The 23885-nt window shown below is 52.0% G+C and carries 20 protein-coding genes; 11 read left to right on the forward strand and 9 right to left on the reverse strand.

Annotation, left to right across the window (positions count from 1 at the left end):
* Positions 1-66 precede the first annotated feature (66 nt).
* From alaS to SD10_RS10120, 8 genes are all read left to right on the forward strand, one after another.
* A complete protein-coding gene (gene alaS / locus SD10_RS10085) occupies positions 67-2724 on the forward strand; it encodes an alanine--tRNA ligase (protein WP_046573693.1) in 2658 nt (885 codons plus the stop codon).
* A gap of 15 nt (positions 2725-2739) precedes the next feature.
* Complete coding sequence (locus tag SD10_RS10090) at positions 2740-2934, forward strand: hypothetical protein (RefSeq protein WP_046573694.1); 195 nt, start codon at positions 2740-2742, stop codon at positions 2932-2934.
* Positions 2935-3037: 103 nt separating this feature from the next.
* A complete protein-coding gene (locus SD10_RS10095) occupies positions 3038-3316 on the forward strand; it encodes a type II toxin-antitoxin system death-on-curing family toxin (protein WP_227699186.1) in 279 nt (92 codons plus the stop codon).
* Between the two features lie 103 nt (positions 3317-3419).
* Entirely contained in the window at positions 3420-4322 is a 903-nt protein-coding gene (locus tag SD10_RS10100) for a glutamate racemase (protein WP_046573695.1), read from the forward strand.
* A 189-nt stretch (positions 4323-4511) separates the two neighbouring features.
* On the forward strand, positions 4512-5153 hold the full coding sequence (locus SD10_RS10105) for an RNA polymerase sigma-70 factor (protein ID WP_046573696.1): 642 nt from the start codon (positions 4512-4514) through the stop codon (positions 5151-5153).
* A complete protein-coding gene (locus tag SD10_RS10110; protein ID WP_046573697.1) occupies positions 5132-6187 on the forward strand; it encodes a FecR family protein in 1056 nt (351 codons plus the stop codon). The genes SD10_RS10105 and SD10_RS10110 overlap by 22 nt, the downstream gene beginning before the upstream one ends.
* A 98-nt stretch (positions 6188-6285) precedes the next feature.
* Entirely contained in the window at positions 6286-8097 is a 1812-nt protein-coding gene (locus SD10_RS10115) for an STN and carboxypeptidase regulatory-like domain-containing protein (RefSeq protein WP_227699187.1), read from the forward strand.
* Positions 8098-8245: 148 nt separating this feature from the next.
* The gene (locus SD10_RS10120; protein ID WP_046573698.1) at positions 8246-8965 is read left to right on the forward strand and encodes a head GIN domain-containing protein; all 720 of its coding nucleotides are present in this window, start codon (positions 8246-8248) and stop codon (positions 8963-8965) included.
* A 234-nt stretch (positions 8966-9199) separates the two neighbouring features.
* On the opposite strand, the gene SD10_RS10125 is transcribed toward SD10_RS10120, so the two are convergent.
* The 3 genes from SD10_RS10125 to SD10_RS10135 form a co-directional block, all read right to left on the reverse strand.
* Positions 9200-10225, reverse strand: a complete 1026-nt coding sequence (locus SD10_RS10125) for an MlaD family protein (RefSeq protein ID WP_046573699.1) — start codon at positions 10223-10225, stop codon at positions 9200-9202.
* A gap of 123 nt (positions 10226-10348) precedes the next feature.
* A complete protein-coding gene (locus SD10_RS10130) occupies positions 10349-11104 on the reverse strand; it encodes an ABC transporter ATP-binding protein (protein WP_046573700.1) in 756 nt (251 codons plus the stop codon).
* Positions 11105-11184: 80 nt separating this feature from the next.
* Positions 11185-11988 carry an MlaE family ABC transporter permease gene (locus SD10_RS10135; protein ID WP_046573701.1) on the reverse strand — a complete coding sequence of 268 codons (804 nt, stop codon included), beginning with the start codon at positions 11986-11988 and terminating at the stop codon, positions 11185-11187.
* Between the two features lie 293 nt (positions 11989-12281).
* Here SD10_RS10135 and SD10_RS10140 point away from each other — a divergent pair, with 293 nt between their 5' ends.
* Positions 12282-13133, forward strand: a complete 852-nt coding sequence (locus SD10_RS10140; RefSeq protein WP_046573702.1) for a CvfB family protein — start codon at positions 12282-12284, stop codon at positions 13131-13133.
* Positions 13134-13302: 169 nt separating this feature from the next.
* Here SD10_RS10140 and SD10_RS10145 read toward each other — a convergent pair whose 3' ends face one another.
* Positions 13303-14130: a lytic transglycosylase domain-containing protein gene (locus SD10_RS10145; RefSeq protein WP_046579319.1), complete on the reverse strand. Its 828-nt coding sequence runs from the start codon at positions 14128-14130 to the stop codon at positions 13303-13305.
* Positions 14131-14456: 326 nt separating this feature from the next.
* On the opposite strand from SD10_RS10145, the gene SD10_RS10150 reads away from it, so the two are divergent.
* Both SD10_RS10150 and SD10_RS10155 read left to right on the forward strand, forming a co-directional pair.
* Positions 14457-16163, forward strand: a complete 1707-nt coding sequence (locus SD10_RS10150) for an IlvD/Edd family dehydratase (RefSeq protein WP_046573703.1) — start codon at positions 14457-14459, stop codon at positions 16161-16163.
* Positions 16164-16165: 2 nt separating this feature from the next.
* The gene (locus SD10_RS10155) at positions 16166-16930 is read left to right on the forward strand and encodes an SDR family NAD(P)-dependent oxidoreductase (RefSeq protein WP_046573704.1); all 765 of its coding nucleotides are present in this window, start codon (positions 16166-16168) and stop codon (positions 16928-16930) included.
* Positions 16931-17018: 88 nt separating this feature from the next.
* Here the strand turns inward: SD10_RS10155 and SD10_RS10160 are convergent, their stop codons facing one another.
* From SD10_RS10160 to SD10_RS10180, 5 genes are all read right to left on the reverse strand, one after another.
* Positions 17019-17939: an EamA family transporter gene (locus tag SD10_RS10160; protein ID WP_046573705.1), complete on the reverse strand. Its 921-nt coding sequence runs from the start codon at positions 17937-17939 to the stop codon at positions 17019-17021.
* 119 nt (positions 17940-18058) lie between these two features.
* Complete coding sequence (locus SD10_RS10165) at positions 18059-19471, reverse strand: leucine-rich repeat domain-containing protein (protein ID WP_046573706.1); 1413 nt, start codon at positions 19469-19471, stop codon at positions 18059-18061.
* A 195-nt stretch (positions 19472-19666) separates the two neighbouring features.
* Positions 19667-20788, reverse strand: a complete 1122-nt coding sequence (locus SD10_RS10170; RefSeq protein ID WP_046573707.1) for an LLM class flavin-dependent oxidoreductase — start codon at positions 20786-20788, stop codon at positions 19667-19669.
* 35 nt (positions 20789-20823) lie between these two features.
* A complete protein-coding gene (locus SD10_RS10175; RefSeq protein WP_046573708.1) occupies positions 20824-22125 on the reverse strand; it encodes an APC family permease in 1302 nt (433 codons plus the stop codon).
* A gap of 4 nt (positions 22126-22129) precedes the next feature.
* Complete coding sequence (locus tag SD10_RS10180) at positions 22130-23830, reverse strand: M28 family metallopeptidase (RefSeq protein WP_046573709.1); 1701 nt, start codon at positions 23828-23830, stop codon at positions 22130-22132.
* Positions 23831-23885 lie beyond the last annotated feature (55 nt).

Consider the following 23885-nt stretch of genomic DNA (forward strand, 5'->3'; position numbering starts at 1 on the left):
AACTTGGAAAGCTGACTGAATAAACGCAAGTTTTGGCGTAAATTTGCCCCCAATTACGATTTTACTATGACCTCCCACGAAATACGCCGGCATTTTCTCGACTTCTTCCAGTCCAAACAACACCTGATTGTGGCTTCAGCACCACTTGTCGCGAAAAACGACCCGACGCTGATGTTCAACAACTCAGGAATGGCGCAGTTCAAAGACTTTTTCCTGGGCAACGGCACGCCCCCGTCCAAGCGGGTGGCCGATACACAAAAATGCCTGCGTGTGTCGGGGAAACACAATGACCTGGAAGATGTTGGCTTCGACACCTATCACCACACCATGTTCGAGATGCTCGGCAACTGGTCGTTTGGCGATTACTTCAAGAAAGAAGCCATTACCTGGGCGTGGGAACTGCTGACGGAGGTGTATAAATTGCCCAAAGATCGGCTCTATGTATCGGTCTTTGAAGGTGACCAGAAAGACAATGTCCCCTTTGATCAGGAAGCGTTCGACCTTTGGAAACCCATTGTGGGCGAAGACCGGATTATTTACGGCAACAAAAAAGACAACTTCTGGGAAATGGGCGATACCGGTCCCTGTGGTCCCTGTTCCGAAATTCACGTCGATTTGCGGTCGCCCGAAGAAATTGCGCAGAAGTCGGGGAAGGAACTTGTCAATGCCGACCACCCGCAGGTTGTCGAAATATGGAACCTTGTGTTCATGCAGTTCAATCGCAAGGCTGATGGTTCGCTGGAGCCGCTGCCTGCCCGCCACGTGGATACAGGAATGGGCTTCGAACGGTTGTGCATGGCCATTCAGGGAAAACGATCCAATTATGATACCGATGTCTTTTCGGGTACGATCAACGTTATCGAGGAGTTGTCGGGTAAACCGTACGGCGGCACAATGGAAAAATCGGATGTGGCGATGCGCGTTATTGCCGACCACATCCGGGCGGTTTCGTTTGCCATTGCCGATGGGTTGGTACCGTCCAACGCCAAGGCGGGCTACGTCATCCGGCGGATTTTGCGTCGGGCCATTCGGTACGGTTATTCGTACCTGAACCTGACTGAGCCGTTTATGACCAAACTCGTGCCCACGCTGGCCGAGCAGTTTGCCGATGTCTTTCCCGAACTAAATGCCCAGCGGGATTTCGTAGCTACGGTTATTCGGGAGGAGGAGATTTCATTTTTGCGGACGCTGGGAACGGGCCTGGGCCGACTGGATCAGATCATCGGTGATCTTAATGGGAAAGGAACGAAAGAAATTCCCGGCGAAACCGTATTCGAGCTAAACGATACGTTCGGTTTCCCGGCTGACTTAACGGCGCTAATTGCCCGCGAAAAGGGTCTGTCGATAGACGAAGCCGGTTTTCAGAAAGCCCTTCTGGAGCAGAAAACCCGCTCCCGGAAAGATGCGACCTCATCGGCCGGGGATTGGATCGACGTCAACGAAACGGATCGTGTTGAATTTGTCGGCTACGACCAGCCAGAAGCATACGCCCACATTGTGAAGTATCGCAAGATTCAGAACAAGCAGGGGACGCAGGTTCAGGTTGTACTCGACAAAACACCTTTTTACGCGGAATCTGGCGGTCAAATCGGGGATACCGGTGTTCTTGAGCTATTTGCCGGTTCGGATCAGATTGGGACGCTCACCGTACTGGACACGAAGAAGGAAAATGACTTAAGCATACTTATCGTGCAGGACGTGGCTGGTCTTGATGAGCTATTGACCGAAGCGGATTCAGTCTATGCTATTATTAACACCACCCGCCGTGGCCTGACCAGCAGCAACCACAGTGCCACCCATCTGCTCCACGCAGCCCTGCGCGATGTGTTGGGTACGCACGTTGCCCAAAAGGGTTCGTATGTAGGTCCCGATGCCCTGCGCTTCGACTTCTCGCACTTTAGCAAAGTGACGGACGAACAACTGGCGGAAGTGGAGCGGATTGTGAATGAGAAAATTCGCGAGGACATTAAGCTCGATGAGAAGCGGAATGTGCCCATCGCGCAAGCCAAAGAATTAGGCGCAACGGCTTTGTTTGGCGAGAAATACGGCGATTTTGTTCGGGTCATCACCTTTGATCCCAACTACTCGGTTGAACTTTGTGGCGGTACCCACGTTCCGGCAACGGGCCATATCGGGCTATTTAAGTTCACGGGCGAAGGTTCGGTATCGACCGGAATCCGGCGGGTCGAAGCTAAAACCTCGGCTGGTGCCGAAGCGTTGGTAAATGAGCAGATGGCGGTAATATCTGAGTTGAAGGAATTGCTGAAAGCACCGAAAGACGTGGTGAAAGCCGTTCAGACCTTACTGGAGGAGCGGAGTGCATTGCAAAAACAAGTCGAAGCGTTGCAGAACGAGAAAGTTCAGCAATTGAAAAATCAACTTTTGGAGAAAGTCGAAGCTGTCAACGGCCATTCCCGACTGGTAGAGCGTGTGGAGGTTCCCAATGCCGATGCCCTCAAGCAACTGGCGTATGATCTGAAAGCCAAAGTGGACAATCTGGCCGTTGTGCTGGGTGCCGATATCAATGGCAAACCACAACTGGCGGTCATGCTGCCTGATTCGCTCATTCAGGAGAAGAAATTGAATGCCGGTCAAGTGGTGAAAGAGTTGGCTAAAAACATCAAAGGCGGTGGTGGTGGCCAGCCATTTTTTGCCACCGCGGGTGGCACCGATTTATCGGGTCTGGACGCGGCTCTGGCACAAGGGAAAGAATTACTGGGTTAAAACAATTGGAGAGCTATGGCAACCATTCAATTGACGCTACCCGATCAACAATTATCTGCTTTAAAGGCCAAAGCTGAATCGGTAAATCTTTCAGTCGATGAGTTATTAAAGCAAACTATTGAATCGCTGGTAGAGCCATCCTCTGCCCAAGAGCAGGCAATGGCTTACGTTCTGAATAAAAACAAAGAATTATATGAACGGCTAGCTTAATGACAAGCCTATCGCTAGCCGACGTGTTCCTTTTGCATGAACGAATAATTCAGCAATCGGGTGGTAGTTTGGGGTTAGAAGCCGGGAAGCAGTTAATTCCGCGTTGGTACAGCCATTCGCGACCTTTGATGGAGATGAACTTTATCCATCGTTGATTGAAAAGGCGGCCCTGGCAGGGTATCTGTTGATTTGCAACCATCCATTTGTGGATGGGAATAAGCGAATAGGCCATGCTGTGATGGAAGCACATCTAGTTCTGAATGGATTTGAAATTGACGCTTCTATTGAGGAGCAGGAACAAGTTATTTTGCAGGTTGCTGATGGCATGTTAAGTCGTGAACAGTTTACTGACTGGCTTGGCAAGCATGTTAAACCGATTTGATAAAAAGCATACATTGTTGCACACAGAGAATAGAGAGAGACGTCTCTCTCTATTCTCTGTGCGTTTCTGTTTTCTGTGTATAAGGTTTTATTGACTCTCTGAAATGCCCACACCCTCTCAACCGATTGGCGTATTTGACTCTGGCTACGGTGGCCTGACTATTTTGCGGGATATTGTTCAGACACTGCCCCAATACGACTACATATACCTCGGCGACAACGCCCGAACACCCTACGGTACCCGTTCTTTCGAGACGGTCTACCACTATACCCTCGAATGCGTTCAGCACCTGTTCGACCGGGGGTGTCGGCTGGTGGTTCTGGCGTGTAACACCGCGTCGGCCAAAGCGTTACGGAACATTCAGCAGCTTGATTTGCCTACGCTGGCTACCGGTCTGGATGGACCCGGTCTGGATGGACCCGGTCTGGATGGACCCGGTCTGGATGGACCCGGTCTGGATGGACCCGGTCGGCGGGTGTTGGGCGTAATACGACCCACGACAGAAGTCATTGGTAACTATTCCAAAACCGGCAACGTGGGCATACTGGCTACCCGCGGAACCGTCACATCAGAGTCGTACCGGGTCGAAATCGAGAAGTTCTTTCCCAACGTGAACGTCTTTCAGGAGGCTTGTCCCATGTGGGTGCCGTTGGTCGAAAATGGCGAGTACGCCAGCCCCGGAGCCGATTACTTTGTTCAGCAACACATTGATCGACTACTCCAGCAGTCGCCCGATATTGATACCATCCTGCTGGCCTGTACGCATTACCCCTTGTTGCTTGCTAAAATTCAGCAGTTCGCTCCGCCAGAAACCACCATTTTGAGTCAGGGAGGAATTGTTTCCAAAAGCCTGGTCGACTACCTGATTCGACACCCGGAAATAGAAGCACAGTGCAGCAAGCACGGCCTGCGCACCTTCCTGACCACCGACTCAACCGAGGATTTTGACCGGCAGGCAACCGTCTTCTACGGCGAGCCGGTGCAATCGGAACATCTGGCGTTATAACCACTCAAAACATTACCTTTTTCTTCCAGCTGATGCGAATATCGGGCCGGAAGTAATCCGGTAGCTGTTCGGTGAACGATTGGCTGTCTGCATACACGGTCGGGACTACACAAAAATAATGTCAACACCCGTAGGGGTAGACCGTCTGCTAACTGTCACAGAGCAGACCAACTGTGTGTTCCGCGAAAAATGATAGCTTTGCAGCCTCCTATCATCCACAAACAGGTAGCTGTGCCCCCGAACGAGCAGGATATACTTTCGGCCATCCGTGACGGCAATGAGCGTGCGTTCGAGTCTGTTTTTCGACAGTACTACGCACCCTTGTGCCGCTACGCCCGGCAGTTGGTAGCTGACCCCGATGAGGCCGAAGAGGAAGTACAGGCCATGTTCCTGACCGTTTGGGAAAAAAGAGAAAATTTAGCCATTACGGTGTCGCTGAAGGCCTATTTGTACCGGGCGGTTCATAACCGGTGTCTGAATCGAATCAAACACGTTTCTGTTCGGAATGAACACCAGGAACATACGCGCTACCTGGGCGAAACACTCGTTGAATCACCGATGCAAACGCTTCTGGGCGACGAGTTGTCGGACCGGCTGCACCGTGCCGTCCAGAAACTTCCTGAACAATGCCGGCTGGCGTTTACGCTGAGTAGGTTTGAGGAGTTGACTTATGGAGAAATTGCCGGTCAACTGGGGATTTCCATCAAAACCGTTGAGAATCAGATCGGTAAAGCCCTGCGCATTTTACGTGTCGAACTGAGTGAGTATTTACCCGCTTTAATCCTGTGGCTGTTAAGTCACCCTGAGCAATGGCCGATCAACAACCCATAGATGACGCCCTGCTGGGAAAGTTTCTGGCGGGTGAAACCGATCCAGCCGAATCGGCGCGGGTGCGGCAGTGGCTTTCTTCCCGAGAGCCCGGCACGGCGGGACCCAGCCCGGACGATTTCGACCGGTTTGAGCACATCTGGAATGCCGCAAAGCCAGATTCGACCGAGGTCGATACCGATGCTGCCTGGCGTTCTGTTCAGAAAAAGATGCGCGTATCAGACCGTACGGCCATTAAACGACAGGAACCCGTTATCAAACCGTTGCTCGTTCTACGGCCGGAACGGCGCGTGCCTGGTACGGCACCCCTGTGGCGGATTGCCGCCATGCTGACGCTGGTGGCGGGTATGGGCTGGCTCACCTATACCCTCAAGTTCTTCGGGCATCACCATCCGGCGGCAGAAATGGTTGTGTTGACGGCCAATGAGCAGCAAATCAGTAAAACACTGCCCGACGGCACCCGTATTGTACTGAACCGTCACTCGACCCTGCGTTACCCGACGGCTTTTGCGGAGGAACGCCGGGACGTTGCCCTGACCGGTGAGGCTTTCTTCGATGTGACGCCCGATGCGACGCGCCCATTTCACATTGACGCTCGAAACAGTGTCGTGCAGGTTCTGGGTACGTCCTTTACCATTCGGGCGTACGATGCCAATGTCAGCGTAGCTGTTCGGACGGGAAAAGTGCGGTTCTCGAGGGGCAGAAAAGCGGTATTACTGACCAAAAACCAACAGGCTACGTTCGACGCGTCGGGCGATACGATTCGGAGGTTACGGGCTTCGCCGAACGCTTTTGCCTATAAAACCGGCGTGTTGGTATTCGAGAAAGAGCCGCTGCGGGAGGTTGTGCAGGCCATCAATCAATACTACAATACCGATGTTCAACTGGCCAACGCCCGGCTGGGTAATTGCCTGCTGACCACTCGTTTCGACAAAACACCGCTGGAGACGGTGCTGAGCGTAACCGCCGAAACCCTTGGTTTACAGGTACGTCACGTAGGCAAACAGGTCATTCTGGACGGGAACGGATGCCAGTGAATAGGGGTAAGCAGGCGTATAGCTGTCATGAGGTGAAAAATAACCTTCTGATGAATTCTCTTCGATTTTGCCTCCTTTTGCTTTGTCTTCTTGTTCAAATGCAGGTATTTGCTCAGGACGTACCGCCACTCGAACGCCTGATTACCGTCGATATTCGTAACGCAACCACGGAAAGTGCCCTTCGTGAGATAAGTCGGCTAGGCCACTTTGAGTTTTCTTACAATCCCGCCCGAATCGACGGAAAGGCCGTAGTAACCGTTCGACTTATGAACACGCCCGTTCGGGAGGTGCTGAACCGTGTTTTTCAGAACCAGGTTACGGTCAAATCACGCGGGAATCACGTCATTCTAGTCCGGCGCGAGTTTCCTGAACCAGGCCCTAAAAACTTTCTGCTGGATGGCTATATCCTGGACGAGCAAACCGGTGAGCGAATTGCCCAGGCCAGTATTTTTGAGAAAACGACCCTGGCCTCAACCGTCAGCAATCCCTTTGGCTATTACCGGCTTCGACTACCGACCGATCTCCCCGCGGTTCGTCTGGACGTTCGCAAGCAGGCTTACGTGGGCGAAACGGTGCTTATTCGTTCCCGCCTTTCGCACTCGGTAAGTATCCGAATGACGCCCGTCCCTCCTCGTTTGTCGCTGGAAACGTTACCCATCCGGATCACGGAAGACACGACCCGGTTGATGAGTACGCTGGCAACGCTGCCGGTTGACGTGACCAGCCCGGTAGTGGATACCACGACGCAGCAACGGCCCAAATCTGTCTTGGAGCAGAGCCGCGAGCGCATCACCCGGCTTTTCGTATCCGCCCAGCAATCCATCCACGATGTAAACCTGAGCCGGGATACCCTCTACCGCGATTGGCAGGTGTCGTTTCTGCCCTTTATCGGCACGAACCATCGGTTGAGCGGACGCATCAGTAACCGCATCTCGGTCAACGCCCTGATTGGCTATTCCTTTGGCGTGCGAGCGTTTGAAGTTGGGGGCTTGTTTAACCTTGTTCGAGCCGATGTGACTGGCTTCCAGGCTGCTGGGCTTGGCAATCTCGTTGGTGGCCATGTTCGTGGCGTTCAATTGGCCGGGTTATATAACCTCAACGGCGGTGCGCTGCAGGGCGTGCAGGCCGGTGGTTTATTCAACATCAACCGGAAGCAGGCGCAGGGTGTTCAGTTGGCTGGCCTGTTCAATACATCTATTGGGGAACTGACAAAGATCGTTCAGGTAGGTGGATTGGTTAATGTGGCGGGTAAATCGGTCGGGGGTGTTCAACTGGCTGGATTGGCCAACGTGGCGATGGGCGATGTACGGGGCTGGCAGATAAGTGGCCTCGTAAACCGGGCCAGAACGGTTAGTAGCGGGCATCAGATTGGGCTTATCAACCTGGCGGATTCGTCGGGCAATGTGCCGTTCGGCTTGTTCAGTCATGTCCAAAAGGGCGGATTCCGGCGTGTTGAAGTGGCGGCTAATGAGGTCAACCTGCTCAATCTGACCTACCGAACGGGTGTCAGGCGATTTTACAATATCATTTCAGCTGGTTATAGTTTTGCGCGGGCGGGAAGCCCCGACCTGAGTGCGGGATATGGACTGGGTACGGGCTTTGTGCTGTCGGGATCGACCCTGCTCACCCTGGAGGGAACCCACCATCACCTCTTTTATTTTGACCAGAGCAGTAACGGCGGCTGGAATAATCAGATTCGCCTGAGTACGCTGTTTGAGACAAAGCTCAGTAACCACCTATCGCTGGCGTACGGGCCCTCGCTGAACTGGTATTTCGGTAATGACAATACGACTCGACCAACGCTTCAGCCATCTATTCCCCTTTTCTCCGAGCGAACCGATGCCTTCAGCAATGCCCGGCACTGGGGTTGGGTGGGCTTCCAGGTTGGGCTTCGGTTCGGTAACTCCTGAAGATTGGCTAGTTAATTGCGAAAAAATCAGCCTGGTCGTAGGGGTATATGCTGGCACGACTGTCATGCAGGTGAAAATGGTGCAGTATGACGGAGTTCGCAAATCCGCAACTGCTCTTATCTACCACCAACCAATACAACCAGTTGCCATGAATACTATATGCCGTCAATTGCTCAACCTTTGTTTACTTGCCTTATTATTCAACTTAACGAGCTGTTCATTAATCAGAGAAGATGCTGGCCCCTACCAGGGCGACACCCGAACATACCCCTTCACCGGCTTTGACCAGGTTGACATGGGAAGTGCCTTTCACATTACTGTTCAACAGGGATCGACCTTTGGTGTAACGGTAGAGGGCGACCGCCGAAATCTGAATGATCTGGACGTGTTTACGCGTAACGGTACACTACATGCGCAATACCGCATCGCACGTCGCCGGGAGTACCCATCGTCGTTTACGATCACCATGCCAACCGTAAGGCGTGTTAATTTCTCAGGAGCAAGTCAGTCGACGCTATCCGGTTTTACGAATCTGAATGATCTTGACGTCACCCTCTCCGGAGCGTCCGAGAGTCAGATCACGACCCAGTCAAGTCGGGTGAATCTAGTTCTTTCCGGTGCTTCCGTACTGCGGCTAAATGGGCAGGGGAACGCTCTGACGAGTGATTTGTCGGGAGCCTCATTACTCCAGGCTTTTGGGTATCCTGTTGATAATGCGGGTGTAGAGGCATCCGGAGCGAGTAAGGCAAATATCAATGTACGGGCTTCACTGGTCGTGAATGCGAGTGGTGCCAGTACCATTCGTTATCAGGGTACACCTACCATAAAGCAGCAGGTAAGTGGGGCCAGTTCGGTACAGAAAGAGTAGTTGCCATTTACAGGTCAGGCGCATCAAACATGAGTCGTCCCGAATTTTTCAGCTAAATGGTCTAGAGCCCGTGGTACCAAACAAAACGAAGCATGGGATACGTGTTGGCCATAGGCAAAGACTATGCCGAGCATCACCAGTCATTTAGGTAGCTAACCCCATCGGTAGGTCCGATTGAAAATTCGGGATGACAAAATATAATCAGCCACTCTTCACATAGTCTTTCCCACTCGGCTAGGGCTGAACGACAGCAGTGCTGTCTGCTTTTTTCTTTGCGGCTTCCTTCGCCTGTTTTTTGAAAAAACCACGAAGCAGAAAATTGCTTTGAGCAGCTTTCAAATCCTGATTGAGCAACACGGTTCCCTGGCTCAGGTTACGAAGTGTAGTCCGAAGGTTGGTCGCCGTTTCCTGATCGGTGAGCAATACGCCCAGGGGACTGTTGGTATTATTCAGTTTTTCGGAAGCCCGGTTGAGGTTCGTCGAGGTCTGGCTGAGCGTACCCACCGTTTGATTGGCTGACCCAGCGGCTTTCTCAAGCTGTGCTGCCGACCGGCTCAATCGGCGAAACACGGTCGTGTCCGTCACTAACTCATTGGCAAGGGTGCCTTTCGTGTTTAGTTTAGCCGCAAATTGCGAAACAGAGCCTGTTACTTTCACCGTGTTGTCAGAAGCCCGTTCCAGATTGCGCATGGCTTTCTTGAAATTTTCGGCGACAAGCGAATCAGTCAATACCGCGCCTACGGTGCCTTTGCCGCGTCTCAGATTCCCGACCAATTCTTTAAAGTCATTGGTAACTTTGAGCAGGTTGTTGTTATTTTCCTGCAAGGTCGCCATGATTTGATCGGAGCTGAGCGCTGCCGACGTTTTGATCCGGTCCCCATCTTCCACTTCGGGATGTTTGGTTGTTCCGCCCGTGATCACAACGATTTTGTTGCCAATGAGCCCGTCGGAACTAATGGTGGCATCGGCATCCTTGCGAATATACTGCTGGGAACTTTGTTCGATGCTCATGTCAACTTCGACCTGGGCGTTTCCATAAAAACTGATCCGCTTGACCGTTCCGATTTTGACACCCGAAAACCAAACATTGTTACCGACTTTCAGACCGCCTACGTCTTTGAAAACGGCCATAAGTTTTATGCTTTTTGTAAAGCGTTTCTGTTGTCCGCCCAGTACAAACACCCCGGCAACGAATATGGCAATGCCCACCAGGACAAAAATGCCGACAACAATGGAGCGTTTGTTCGATTCAGTACTCATAGTAATGGTTTATAATTCTTGGTTTTCGGTAGCTAACTTCGGTTACGTTTACGGCAAGTGTAGGCTTATTGTATCAGGTAGATCGCAAACCATATACTGAAAACTGTAAACGAGTTATTCTGTTTAATCCACAAATTTGTAGTTATAAAACTGCTTGATTCGCTCATCGGGATCGGCAAAGACTTCCTCAAAAGATCCAACCCGTTCAAATTTGCCGTCCAGCAGCATCGCCACCCGGTCGCCGGTCGTTTTCGCACAGGTCAGGTCGTGGGTGATGATAATGGAGGTCGCCTTAAACCGCTCCCGCACTTCATTGATCAGGTTGTTAATTTCGATACTCGTTATCGGGTCGAGCCCTGAGGTCGGTTCATCGTATAACATAATCTCCGGCTGGAGTATCAAGGTGCGGGCAATGCCAATGCGTTTCCGCTGACCGCCAGAGAGTTCGGATGGCATCTGGTTGATCGTTTGGGACAAGCCTACATCGTCGAGTGCTTTTTCTACTGCTTTGTCAATGTCGGCCCGGCTCAGGTTGCGAACGTTACGGACGAGTGGAAATTCCAGATTTTCCCGGATGCTCATGCTGTCGTACAGGGCGCTGCTCTGAAACGAAAACCCCACTTTTTGCCGAAACTCATCTAACGCCCGGCCCCGTAGTGTTTCCACATCCTGCCCCAGCACAATTACGCTCCCGGCATCGGGTTTAAGCATCCCGATAATCAGTTTGATCAACACGGATTTGCCCGTACCGGACCGGCCGAGTACGGCGACATTTTCGCCCTGGTTCACTTCCAGATCGACTCCCCTCAAGACGTGCAAATCACCAAAGGATTTGCGTAGTCCTTTGATCTGAATAACTGGTTTTGTAGCTGGTGTCATAGTGTAAAAAGCGAAAGAGCGAATGGTAAACGAGCGCCAGGTGTCCCCAGATCCGCTTGTTTACGTAGTCACTCTTCATGTCAACTTCCCCGCAGAGCGCCTATAATCTGTAGAGACAGGAGTTCTTCGATGAATACTAAAAACATGGACGTAACAACGGCGGAGTTGGCCGCTTTGCCAACGCCCTCGGTGCCTTTTGATGAATGATAGCCTTTATAACAGCCCACCATTCCGATCGTGAACCCAAAAGCAATCGATTTCGTGATGGAGGCAAAAATGTCGAGGTAGGTAATGGCACCAAACACTTCCTGCATGAACGACGTAAAACTGGTTTGTTCGTTCTGATTGACGTTTATGTAGGCGCCCAGTAGCCCGACGAGAATGGTGTACATCGTCAGGAGGGGAATCGTGAACGAAGTAGCCAGCACCCGGCTGACAACCAGGAATTTAAATGGGTCGGTGCCCGATACCTCCATGGCGTCGATCTGTTCCGTTACGTTCATCGAGCCTAGTTCGGCGCCAATACTTGAGCCGACTTTACCAGCCGCAATCAGAGCCGTTACGAGCGGTCCTAACGCCCGGACAATGGCAATGGCAATGAGGGAGGGCAGCCAGGAGGTAGCCCCAAATTCGGATAGAGAGGGGCGCGATTGGTTCGTGAAAACGATACCCGTAATAAAGCCCGTTGTTGAGATCAGCAGCAACGAGCGAAACCCGACCTCATAGCATTGCCGGATAATCTCTTTGAATTCGTAGGGTGGCATGGCCGCTTCCCGAAAGAAACGACCTACAAACGAGGCCACGTCTGCCAGATTCAGAAAAAAGCTATCGAGCCGCCGGGTGACAACGGGCCGATCAGTAGACTTAGTAGTATCAGACTGCATTCAAACACTGGAGGAAAGGCCGACCGGACATGCCCTGTCGGCTATACGTTAATAACTGATTTTGGCGATTAGGGTTTATTTTGAGCGAGAGATTATGAATTTAGGCTCATTTTTTTGAGACCGAAGATCGGCTAAAAGTAAAAAAAATAGCTGAACCGCAACCATACGCGAAAAAACAGAATAAGTCCCGCAGAATCTGTCGGTCAAAATGAACGCAAGGTCAGTATAAAAAAACGACCTTTGTGCCGTAACAACCCGCCTGAATAATCCTGGCCCGGGTACGCTACCAGATTATGATCGACATTGGACGAATAAATACCCTGACTGCCCTGCGCCAAACCAGCGTCGGCTTCTTTTTGGGCGACCTGACGGACCGGAAATCGCAGGATTTTAGTAACGATATATTGCTGCCAAATAAATACGTACCTGACACACTCGCCGTTGACGATGACATCGACGTGTTCGTGTACACTGATTCGGAAGACCGTCCCATTGCCACGACCTTAACGCCTGCCATTCAGCGCAATGAGTTTGCCGCCTTGCAGGTAGTGTCGGTTACTTCAGCCGGGGCTTTCCTGGATTGGGGACTGGAGAAAGATCTGCTGGTTCCACACCGCGAACAGGCCTGGCCCATGGAAGTAGGTACGTGGTACGTCGTATTTATGTACCTCGACGAAACAACAAATCGGCTGGTGGCATCGAGCAAAGTAAACCGCTTTCTGGACCCTGACGTGAGTGATTTGTTTGTGGGAGAAGAGGTGCAACTACTGGCCTATGAGCTTACGGATCTGGGCGTCAATGTTATTATCAATAACCGATACCGGGGGTTAGTGTACGCGAATGAAATTTTCCGAACGGTCCGTCCTGGTGATCCCCTGATTGGCTACATAAAAAACATTCGCGACGATGGTCGGGTGGATGTAAGCTTGCAGCGGGCTGGTTTCGAAAACGTGGAGCCCAATGCCCGTCGGATTCTGGCTATGCTTAAGGCAGAGAATGGATTTCTGCCCTTAACGGACAATACATCCCCCGAGGCAATTTATGCCGCGCTGGAAATGAGCAAAAAGACGTTTAAAAAGGCGATCGGTACACTGTATCGGGAACGAAAAATTCTCATTGAAGACAAAGGAATCCGACTGGTGTAACAGGTCAACAAAAAAAGGATTAACCACAGCGGCACAAAGGCCGCGGAGATAAAAATTCCTCCGTGGCCTTTGTGCCGCTGTGGTTAATCCTTTCAAAGACTTATTTAGCTATTGGACTTGTCCACAGTCCGTGGACAACGCATAAACCGGGAAAGTACGAAAAATAGAACTAACCTATAGATGCACCCGAGCGTCCAAAAGGCCGATAGGCCGTTTGAAGAACTGGCGATAGAAAGGACGAATAATCGTCGGGACGCGACATTACCTCTTTGTAGAGCAACACCCGGTACAAATAGTAGCGAGTTTCGCGGGGAAGTTTCATGCGGTAATAATCGCGCTGGTCATCCCGCTTAAGCTGGTTTTTCATGTAGCCCGGCCCGGCGTTATAGGCAGCCGCTACCAACGACCAGGAACCCAGTTGCGTGTAGAGCGTGCGAAGGTACTTGCAGGCCGCTTCGGTCGCTTTCAACACATTGAATCGTTCATCAATCCGGCCTCCCACTTTGAGCCCCAGCGCACGGGCTGTGCCGGGCATTAATTGCCAGTATCCAGCCGCTCCGGCCCGCGAAACGGCTTTTGGCTGCAACGCACTTTCGGCCAGTGGAACATAGCGGAAATCATCGGGAATGTCGTATTTCTCCAGAATCGGATCAATGATCGGGAAGAATGTCTCGGCCCGTTGCCGAAGGTTACCCAAGTCGCTGGCGTGGGTACGGAAAAGCGTAAAAACGTGTTTCCAGCGGTCAACAACATCGGTTTGGTCGAGCGGCAGACACTCACCACAAAAATCAACATCAAGCAGCGGTAGTTCGGGCGCAGTCGCCAAAATAGGTTGAATAATGGCCGATACATCCGATCGGCGGTCTAACAAAGCAGTCGCATCAGACTGGGTTACTGCACCGGTTCTTGAGGGGTGGAGATTCGGAATCGCCGATGAGCCAAGGCTCGGGGCAATTAATTTGGCAGCAACCGTGACGGCCGGGCGAATAAAGGCCATCAAAAATGGAAATCCAACTCGTTTCAACAAAACTCAATTCAGGATGGTACTTGGTTTATAACGACAGGATAGCTGGTTCAGTGCCTTGATAATCAATAAATTATATAGCTTTTTGTCATATATCGGCTTGCGCTTTTTGCGTTCCTGCCTAAACCAAACTGAGTTTCAGTGCATTAGCCAGCAAGGAAGCGTATACGTCTTCTGGCGGGCTTTACTGATTAAAATTCGCCCGTTAAAAATAGATTTATCTGCTGACCTCGTTCGTTTTTAACAGTAAAAAAAGAGTAGTCGCACACTTTACCACCTATAGTTAACAGTCCATTCAAATGCCTTTACGCTCCCGAGATTGGTTTGGCCGCACCGGAAAAGACGGCTTTATTTATCGTGCCTGGATGAAAAATCAGGGCTTTCCGCATCATGAATTTGAAGGAAAGCCTGTGATTGGTATTTGTAATACATGGTCGGAGCTCACTCCCTGCAACGCCCACTTTCGAGAACTGGCCGAAGCCATTAAACGCGGTGTGTGGGAAGCAGGCGGTTTCCCACTGGAATTTCCGGTTATGTCGCTGGGCGAGTGCCAGATTAAGCCGACCGCCATGCTCTTTCGCAACCTGGCCAGCATGGATGTTGAAGAAAGCATTCGGGGCAACTCCATCGATGGGGTCATTCTCATGTGCGGCTGCGACAAAACAACCCCTTCGCTGGTGATGGGGGCGTGCAGTGTGGATATTCCAACGATGGTCGTGTCGGGCGGACCGATGCTGGCCGGTCGCTTTCAGGGCCGTAAAATTGGCACCAGCGACCTCTGGCGCTTTGCTGAATCGTTCAAAATGGGCGAGATGAGCCAGGCCGAATTCATAGCGGCTGAAGCCAGTATGGCCCGTAGTCAGGGGCACTGTGCCGTGATGGGCACAGCCAGCACCATGGCGGCTATGGTGGAGTCATTAGGATTGTCTCTGCCCGATAATGCGACGATTCCGGCCGCCGATTCGCGCCGGAAAGTACTGGCGCACATGACAGGCGTTCGAATGGTGGAGTTGGTGAAGGAGGGGGTCAAGCCGTCGCAAATCCTGACCCGGCAGGCGTTCGAAAACGCAATCATGGTCAATGCGGCTCTGGGTGGGTCCACCAATTTTATATTGCACCTGACGGCCATTGCCGGGCGAGTGGGTGTCGATTTATCGCTGGATGATTTCGATACGCTGTCGGCTAAAATCCCTTTGCTGGCTAACCTGCAACCGTCCGGTGAGCATTTTGTGGAAGATTTATTTTATGCTGGTGGCCTTCCCGCTGTTATCCGCGAACTGCGGGATGTGCTGAACAACGACGCAATAACCGTAAATGGCCACTCGATAGGCGAGAATTGTGCCGATGCTCAGTGCTATGATCCCGCTGTCATTGCGTCTGTCGGCCAACCGTTTAAGCCGGAGTCGGGCGTTGCGGTCCTGCGGGGAAATCTCTGTCCGAATGGAGCCGTCTTGAAGCCGTCGGCGGCATCGCCCCACCTGATGCAGCATACCGGCAGGGCGGTCGTATTTGAAAACATCGATGATTACAAAGCCCGAATCGACGATCCTGATCTGGATGTTGATCCAACCTGCGTGCTGGTGCTGAAAAACGTGGGACCCAAGGGATATCCCGGTATGCCCGAAGTGGGAAACATGCAACTACCGGCCAAAATTCTGGAGCAGGGTGTGCACGACATGGTCCGTATTTCGGATGGTCGTATGAGCGGTACGGGCTTCGGAACGGTTGTGCTGCATGTGTCGCCTGAATCGGCCGTGGGGGGCAACCTGGCACTGGTGCAAAACGGCGACCTGATTACGCTCGACGTTGAGAATCGGAGCCTGCATTTACACGTATCGGATCAGGAACTGGCCGGTCGGCTCGTTCATTTCAAACCGCTCGATCTAGGCTATAGTCGGGGCTACGTAAATCTTTACATTCGGCACGTAACCCAGGCGCATGAAGGAGCCGATTTTGATTTTCTGCGGGGCGGTTCCGGCAGCGAAGTAAAGCGGGATAGCCACTGACGATGCCAACGACATTTGAAAACCAGACCGTACTCATTACGGGTGCCGGAGTCGGTATTGGCTTTGCTATTGCCAGAGCGTTAGCCCTACAGGGTGCCAATGTGTTGCTTAATGACTATGATGAAGGACTGGCGCAAAAAGCCGCCGACGACATTCGGCAGGCGGGTGGTGTCTGTCACGCTCTTCCCGGCGACGCATCGGACGTGTCGTTCATTCAGACAATGGTTGATACGGCCGTTCGTCTGTTCGGCTCATTGGACATTGCCATTGCAAATGCAGGAATCACCATTTTTGGCGATATTTTCACGACCACGCCCGACTCGTTTGAGAAAATCGTAAACCTGAATTTACGGGGCAGCTTTTTTCTGGCTCAGGCGGCTTCGCTTCAGATGCGCAGACAGGGGAAGGGGGGGAGCATGTTGTTTATGTCGTCGGTGGTGGGGCATCAGGCGCATCCCGGATTGCCGGTCTACAGCATGACCAAAGCCGGGCTGGAGATGCTGGCTAAGCAGTTGGTGATCGATTTTTCACCTCTTGGCATCACCGTAAACGCGATTGCGCCGGGTGCTACCCTAACCGAACGGACACTGGATGATCCGACCTATATACCCATCTGGTCGCGTATTACCCCAATGGGACGCCCAGCGACCGTTGACGACATTGCTAATGCGGCTTTATTCCTGGTTTCGCCCGCATCCCGACACATCACCGGCCAGAGCCTGGTTGTCGATGGTGGCTGGACGAGTGTAAGCCCCCCGCCAGTTTAGATAATTTTGAATGAGCGAATGATAGAATGACTGAATGAAAACTGTGCTCTCTCGCCCTCTATCCAGTCATTCTATCATTCAAAATTATTCATTTCCGCCCTAATGTAATGAGCACGACGCCAACCAGCGCAACAACAGCGCCAACAAAAGACTGGCTTGAAAAAACTTCTCCGGCAAAGGTTGTTCCTAACAGCATAGCCACAACTGGATTGACGAAAGCGTAGGTAGACAAGAGTTGCGGAGTGGCATTGCGGGCTAGCCAGGAGTAGGATGAAAAACCAATGATGCTGCCAAAAATAACCAGGTAAATCATGGAGCCAATGGCCTTGCCAGGGGCATCGAAAATGCTGAACAGGCTAACAGGTTCTAGGGCTAAACTAATTGGCATAAGAACCAATCCCCCGATAATCATCTGAATACCACTCGAAATTGTGCCCGATGGGAGGGAAAGGCGGGGAGTCAGCAGCGTACCAATGGCCCAGGCGAAGTTACCAGCCGCCACCAGTCCGACGCCAATCAACTTGGCATCGACTCCACCCGTACCCTGAAGTTTGTCGGGTTTTACCAGCAGATAAATACCAAGTAGGCCGATGGCTAGCCCCGCGAGTGCCAGGTTACTGGGCCGTTTTTTGCCAAATGAAATCCAGTTGAGCGAAAGAAGGTAAACTGGCAACAAACCTCCCATCAACGCAGCCATGCCACTGGGAATGTATTGAATGCCCAAGGACAGGCACCCATTGGCAACGGCCAGCAACAAGATCCCGATAATGCCCGACGATTTCCATTCGGCCAGGGTTGGGTTAGGCGTACCGCTGACGCGGGCATAGCTGTAGAGAATGACGCCTGCAATCAAATACCGAACAGAAACCATGTATAAAGGAGGCATCTGTTCGGTCATAAAATGAATGAACAGGTAGGTCGATCCCCAAAGTATATAGACGGAAATCAGGTTTGCCCAGAGTGTAACACGGTTTGGTTTGGTCGAAACAGGAGAGGTAATGGCTTGCATACAACAGACTGAAGGATGCTGAAGTAACACCAAAATATTGTATTTTTCTCCGTTTATGAACCGTTTTTTCGGACTTTTTGAAATTGATTATAAAAATTCTCTCTAGGGTTTTACTAGGATTAGTACAAAACCTGAGTGTTATTGGCTTCCAGCGCTTTAATCTGGGGTGCGTATGGGCTGTCCATAGCCTCCCGACCAAAGAGGGGATTGCTGCTTAAATAAACTTTCTTCAAGCTTTTTAAGCTTGTGAGCATACTCGGAAACTCGCGTAATTCATTGTTATTTAATGCCAGTTCTTCCAGCGTAGAAAACGATTTCAAGACGGGAGGAGCTACCGAAATCGAGTTATAGCCTAGGTCGAGAACGTGTAGCGTACGCAATCGCTGTAGTTTGTCGGGAAGCTGGCTAATTCGGTTATGATGGGCGAACAAGACGGTCAACCGGCGTAGTTTTCCCAGGGAAGCAGGTAAGTCGCGCACTTTATTGTGGGCAATGGCCAATTGCTCCAGCCGCTTCATCCGACCGATCTGGCCAGGTAGTGTGGTCAGGTTGTTGTAGTACAGATCCAGCACTTTGACATGCTTGAGTCGTCCGATGGTTTTGGGCAGTTGCGTCAATCCCACATTATAAAGGTTCAAGTCGTTGAGCCGACGCAATCGGCTTATGGCTCTGATGTTAAGTTCTTTTAGGTCATTGTTGCCCAGCCAAAGGCTTTCGAGACGACGATTTTCCTGGATAGACGCTGGGATTTGGGTTAGATTGTTCTTCTGCAAATTAATCGCCTTCACGACTGTATTGCGTGTAAAGAAAACGCTATCCTCACGTAGACGGTTTGACATCAGGTCAAGCCTGGTCAATCTGGGAAGCGCCGTTAGTTGGGCGGGCAACGAAGTCAGGTAGTTGGAGCCCAGACTAATTTCTTCTACATTGACGAAACGGTAAATGATTGGCGGAACCTGTTCGAGTTCCAGGTTAGCGAAAAGAATCTTTTTCACTGTATCGGGGCGTGTGGTTTGAGCTGCGGAGGCAAGGTCGCCGATAACGCCGGGTCCTTTCGGTGTTTTCCGGGCAGAAGGGCCCATAATGCTCAATTGGCTACCGATGCGGAACGTTGTCCAGACGAGCGAGGATGTAACGGGTAATGGATGCTTCGTCAGGTAGGTTGATAGCAGGGCTAGTAGGGTTTGCTCTGTCTTAAGCGATGGCCGGACGTTGGCGATCGTATATTGGTAATGTAGCCGATCCGCGAATCCGTCGGCCCGGACATACAGTTCTGTGCTTAAAAGGAACGAGCTATCCGGGCGGAAGTTATTCTTTTTAAGAAAACGTCTGAAGTCGAGCCAGTAATCACTAATTAGTTTCTGGAAGGTTAAGTCGCGCACTGTGGCTCGTTCGCTCTCACTAACGGCCATGGGATAACTCCGGTTTAATGCTTTGACATCCACCACACTATTCATTGGTGCAATAACAACCTGCGGCCACGCGTGTAGCGCCAGCAACCCAAAAAATGCGAGCAGGATTACCTTTTTCATATCGGAACGTGTTTTTTAGGTAAATAACGATAAATATAGTTAAATGGCGCAAAAAAGAACCGGGATTTATTTTATTGATTGATCTGATTTTGGCTTTCAGAAAAAGCATATTCTAAAATCAGATCAGTCAATAAAGTTTTATAGCTGTTACTAGTCAGCTTCTGACACCCCGAAGCGATATTTCTTTTGTAACTTTTAGATACGTCTCTGAACCACGGGCATCGACACGTTGGGTAAGCGGGGGAGTACCAGTCGGGCAAAATACTCGGATTCCTCCAGAAGCGGGTAGCCGGAGAAAATAAAGGCCCGCATGCCCATGTCCATGTAGCGGTTTATTTTTTCAACGATCTGATCAGCACTGCCCACTAAGGCACCACCCGCTCCAGAACGAGCTTTCCCGATATCGGTCCACAACAGGGGTTCGACAAACCCGTCGGAGTCCGCTCCTTCGCGCAGTTCGTTTTGACGCTTTACGCCCAGTGACCAGGAGCTTTGGGACGCATTTTTCAGCGCAGCCCCGCGCACCGGATCGAACTTCGACATGATGTGCTTCGACCAGGCGCGGGCTTCGGCCTCTGTTTCGCGCACGATGACGTGTATCCGTAACCCAAAGTCAATGGTGCGGCCATATTGGGCGGCTCGTTCGGCTACGTCCTGCATGTTGGCGTAGAGCATTTCTTCGTTCTCCGGCCACATCAAGAACACGTCACAATAGCGGGCGCAGACGTCTCTGGCACCGGGCGATGTCCCACCGAAATACAGCAATGGGCCGCCATTTTGCTGGTAGGGCTTAATTGGACTCGTATCCAGGCTGATTTTTCCATAAACGGGGCCATCGTGTTCAATCCGGTCCTGGGTCCAGGCCTGGCGCAGAATTTGAATCGTTTCGGCGCAACGCTGGTAGCGAAAGTCGGCATCTTCCCGGTAGCCGGGCAGGTCAGAATTGATGATGTTGATTGTCAGCCGTCCCTGTAGCATGTGATCGAGGGAGGCCAGCGTGCGGGCCAGCATGGGCGGGTGCATTTCACCACAACGGATGGCCGTAAGCAAGCTGATTTGCTGTAGATCAGGAGCCACGCCCCCCGCAAAGGGAACTACCTCCTGACCCGGCATATACGATGTCGGGAGGAGTAAGTTGCTGAATCCCAGTTGATCGGCTTTCAAGGCGATGTTACGGCAATGGGCAAAGGTGCTGCGGGCCGGATCGCGAAGGCTCAAAAACTCAGTATCTTCCCCACAAAGGTCGGAAAACCAGGATAGCTCACACACGCGCTGGGGAGTTCGAATAGATACCGGCTGAATAGGTTGCTGAAGCATGAAAGGAACAAAACAGCTTTTCTCAAAAAGATAACTTAATTATCGCGTCTTTGGCGACGGTTCATCAGGCCAAAAATAACCAAACCTGCGGCCATGGCTATCGCTACATCCCGCGCTTCCCGTCCCGAACTATTGCTTAGCAGCCATAAACAAAGTACCACGGCCAGTGCGGAAATCAGCCAGCCCCCTGCTACCCGGAATTGCGCTGGCGGCACATTGGCACGCCGACGAAATACAGGCAAGGCGGCACAGGTCAAGGCGAAATACGCAATCCGGATAAGAGTGCTGAGAGTGAGCGCGTAGAGAAACGTGCCCGTTACGGCGAGCAGCAGTTGCAGGATGGCTGTAATTAAAATGGCACTATATGGCGTTCGGAAGCGGGGATGCGTCGCGGCCAGCCAGTTGGGTAACTGACCCTGTTCGGCCATAGCGAACAGCAATCGTGGCCCCGTTAACATGAGCGCATGCAGGGTTCCAAGAGCTGTCAGGAGGGCTACAATAGTAATGAACCACCCACCCGCCGGGCCAATAAATTGCCGGGCCGCATCGGCCAGCGGACGCTCGGAACTGCCCAGGTTGGGTAGCGTACCAATGCAAACAATCTGAACGGCCATGAACAACACGGCCACTGTGCCAATCGCTACCAGCAACGAAAGCGGAACCGTTCGTTGCGGTTGCTGAACCTCGCCCGAGGGTATCGTTGCGACGTCAAAACCGGAAAAGGTGAAAATAAGCAGCAAAACGGTTTGCGAGAAAGATGCATAGCTCGGAAACGGTGGCCATGCGAAGGCAGTTGACTTGACGAAAAACAGCCCCACAGCGGCAAATAGCGCTACGGCCAGTAGTTTGGTAATGGTAAACAGTGTATTTACCCGAGCCGACCGTTGTACACCAATGTAATTCAGTATGGCCAGGCTGGTAACAAGTGCCGCCATGAGGCCGGTACGTTCCCAGCCAGTGGCAAGCTGGGGGCGAAAAAGAGCTGCGTAACTGACAAACAAATTACAGATGGAGGCAAAGGCTGCGATGCGCGATAGCCAGAACAACCAGCCAACTTCAAAGCCCACCAGTGGCCCGAAAGCGATACGCGTGTATAGATACGGGCCACCAGTTCCGCTAAAACGGCTGCTCACTTCGGCAAAACAAAGAATAATCAGCGTGACAATACCCGCGCTCACTCCATAAGCCAGCAAGCTCCAGGTTCCTGCCAGGGCGTACAATTTGGTCGGTAGCCCCAGAATGCCCGCGCCAATGGTGATGTTAATAATGAGCGCAATGAAATCATACCGGCCAATGCCGCGTAGTAGAACAGGCGATGAACTCGTTGTGTCAGCCAACTCCTTATTTGAGTTTGGTCGCCGTTGACGCACTGAACTTGGTGCCAAAAAAGTCATTCTGATTCCAGACGGGTCGGTCGGTGTTCTGAGCCGTGAGGTAGCCAATCAGGAATTGCAATTGCACATGCCGGGCAGCCGCTGTCCAATCGAACGGTTGATTCATATCGTCCTTGGGGGTGTGGTATACCGTGGCCCGCCAGTCGAGGTTGAGTTTGGTGCCGTCGCGGTCGTCGCCGGTGGTTGAGCCACTTTTAATGTAAATCGCGGGGATTCCCTGCCGGACAAAACTAAAGTGGTCGGAGCGCATAAAGACGGCCTGCTCGGGAATCGGGTCTTTGGCAATCGTTACACCCACAAACTGTGCGGCTGCATCGACGGCCCCTTTCATACTCGAATGCTCGGACCCATAGGGGACGATGTCGAGAAGGGGATGAAAGAAAAAGGGCATATCCAGGCACAGGTTGGCCACAATTTTGTCTTTGGGTACGGTCGGGTTACTGGCAAAATAGTCGGAGCCAAGCAGGCCCATTTCTTCACCCGTGACGGCTACGAACAGAATAGACCGGCGTGGGGCTTTGGGCAGGCTGGAAAACAGCCGGGCCGTTTCCAAATTGATCGCTACACCCGATGCATTGTCGTGGGCGCCATTATTGATAGAGTCGCCGGGCGCGTCCACGCCCGGCGTGGACGCGCCCTTCACAGGCTTGGTAATGCCCAGGTGATCGAGGTGAGAGACATAGACAACGTATTCGTCTTTCAGCTTGGGGTCGGAGCCGGGTAACAGACCCACCAGATTTTCGCCCACTAGCCCGTCGCTCAGATCAGTGTGGGTATGCGCACGAACGGAGATGGTCAATGGAAATGCCTGCGGTTGGCTTTGGTTGGCCGCTTTTCGGGCTTCCTCAAACGCTTTACTAGCTCCGGTAAAGATAGATCGGGCGGTGGAGTCGCCCAGAGACGCAATTACCTTTAGTTGCGGAAACGTACGCTGTGCCTGTCCCTTGGTATCCGTCCAGCGATAAATTGGTTGCCGGTTTCGGGGGGAATTCGACTCAATTCGGGCCCGCACATCGGTAGGCAGGCTGAACGTGATCAGGCCAACGGCGCCACGCGAAGCCGCGACTTCAGCCTTAGTTGACCCGGTATAAGCCCGCTGATTAGATGGAAAAGTGGCGGGGGCACCGTTGAAACAAGCGACAATTTTCCCGCTCACATCAATGCCCTTGTAGTCATCATAGCCCAGTTCGGGCGCTGATACCCCGAAGCCAACAAATACGACCGGTGCCGACACGTCACTAATGGCTTGCCCAAAATTAGGGGTAAGAATAAAGTTTTTGCCGTAGGTTAAGGGCTGCTCTTTGCCATCCTGAATGAACACCATGGAACTGGCTTCTTCGCGCACCTGCGCCCGGCGGAGCGGTACAGCCTGACGGTAGGTGCCTTTTTGACCTGCCGGGAGAAAGCCTAATTGTTTAAATTGCTTTTCAACATATTGGGCGGCCAGTTCAAACCCTTTTGTGCCGGGTTTTCGCCCTTCGAGTTTGTCGTCGGCGAGGTAGCGCATGTGGGCTTCAATGGCCTCAGGGCGCACGCTGCGGGCGACTTTCTGGGCTTCGGCCGGGATGGCGGGTAAACCGGTTGTCGACTGGGCCGATGCTGTAATGACTGTCAGGACAGTTACCGGTAAAAGCATAAATCGATTCATCGTACGCAAAATCAGTGTTCGTTGATGGCAGCGTCAGCCAACCCAACGCTCAACT

This window comes from Spirosoma radiotolerans, assembly GCF_000974425.1.
In the GTDB taxonomy this organism is placed as follows: domain Bacteria; phylum Bacteroidota; class Bacteroidia; order Cytophagales; family Spirosomataceae; genus Spirosoma; species Spirosoma radiotolerans.

Bases quoted from the DNA above. Each gene is read 5' to 3' on its own strand.
- alaS (WP_046573693.1), top strand. From the start codon at position 67: ATGACCTCCCACGAAATACGCCGGCATTTTCTCGACTTCTTCCAGTCC.
- SD10_RS10090 (WP_046573694.1), top strand. From the start codon at position 2,740: ATGGCAACCATTCAATTGACGCTACCCGATCAACAATTATCTGCTTTA.
- SD10_RS10100 (WP_046573695.1), top strand. From the start codon at position 3,420: ATGCCCACACCCTCTCAACCGATTGGCGTATTTGACTCTGGCTACGGT.
- SD10_RS10105 (WP_046573696.1), top strand. From the start codon at position 4,512: ATGATAGCTTTGCAGCCTCCTATCATCCACAAACAGGTAGCTGTGCCC.
- SD10_RS10110 (WP_046573697.1), top strand. From the start codon at position 5,132: ATGGCCGATCAACAACCCATAGATGACGCCCTGCTGGGAAAGTTTCTG.
- SD10_RS10115 (WP_227699187.1), top strand. From the start codon at position 6,286: ATGCAGGTATTTGCTCAGGACGTACCGCCACTCGAACGCCTGATTACC.
- SD10_RS10120 (WP_046573698.1), top strand. From the start codon at position 8,246: ATGAATACTATATGCCGTCAATTGCTCAACCTTTGTTTACTTGCCTTA.
- SD10_RS10125 (WP_046573699.1), bottom strand. From the start codon at position 10,225: ATGAGTACTGAATCGAACAAACGCTCCATTGTTGTCGGCATTTTTGTC.
- SD10_RS10130 (WP_046573700.1), bottom strand. From the start codon at position 11,104: ATGACACCAGCTACAAAACCAGTTATTCAGATCAAAGGACTACGCAAA.
- SD10_RS10135 (WP_046573701.1), bottom strand. From the start codon at position 11,988: ATGCAGTCTGATACTACTAAGTCTACTGATCGGCCCGTTGTCACCCGG.
- SD10_RS10140 (WP_046573702.1), top strand. From the start codon at position 12,282: ATGATCGACATTGGACGAATAAATACCCTGACTGCCCTGCGCCAAACC.
- SD10_RS10145 (WP_046579319.1), bottom strand. From the start codon at position 14,130: ATGGCCTTTATTCGCCCGGCCGTCACGGTTGCTGCCAAATTAATTGCC.
- SD10_RS10150 (WP_046573703.1), top strand. From the start codon at position 14,457: ATGCCTTTACGCTCCCGAGATTGGTTTGGCCGCACCGGAAAAGACGGC.
- SD10_RS10155 (WP_046573704.1), top strand. From the start codon at position 16,166: ATGCCAACGACATTTGAAAACCAGACCGTACTCATTACGGGTGCCGGA.
- SD10_RS10160 (WP_046573705.1), bottom strand. From the start codon at position 17,939: ATGCAAGCCATTACCTCTCCTGTTTCGACCAAACCAAACCGTGTTACA.
- SD10_RS10165 (WP_046573706.1), bottom strand. From the start codon at position 19,471: ATGAAAAAGGTAATCCTGCTCGCATTTTTTGGGTTGCTGGCGCTACAC.
- SD10_RS10170 (WP_046573707.1), bottom strand. From the start codon at position 20,788: ATGCTTCAGCAACCTATTCAGCCGGTATCTATTCGAACTCCCCAGCGC.
- SD10_RS10180 (WP_046573709.1), bottom strand. From the start codon at position 23,830: ATGAATCGATTTATGCTTTTACCGGTAACTGTCCTGACAGTCATTACA.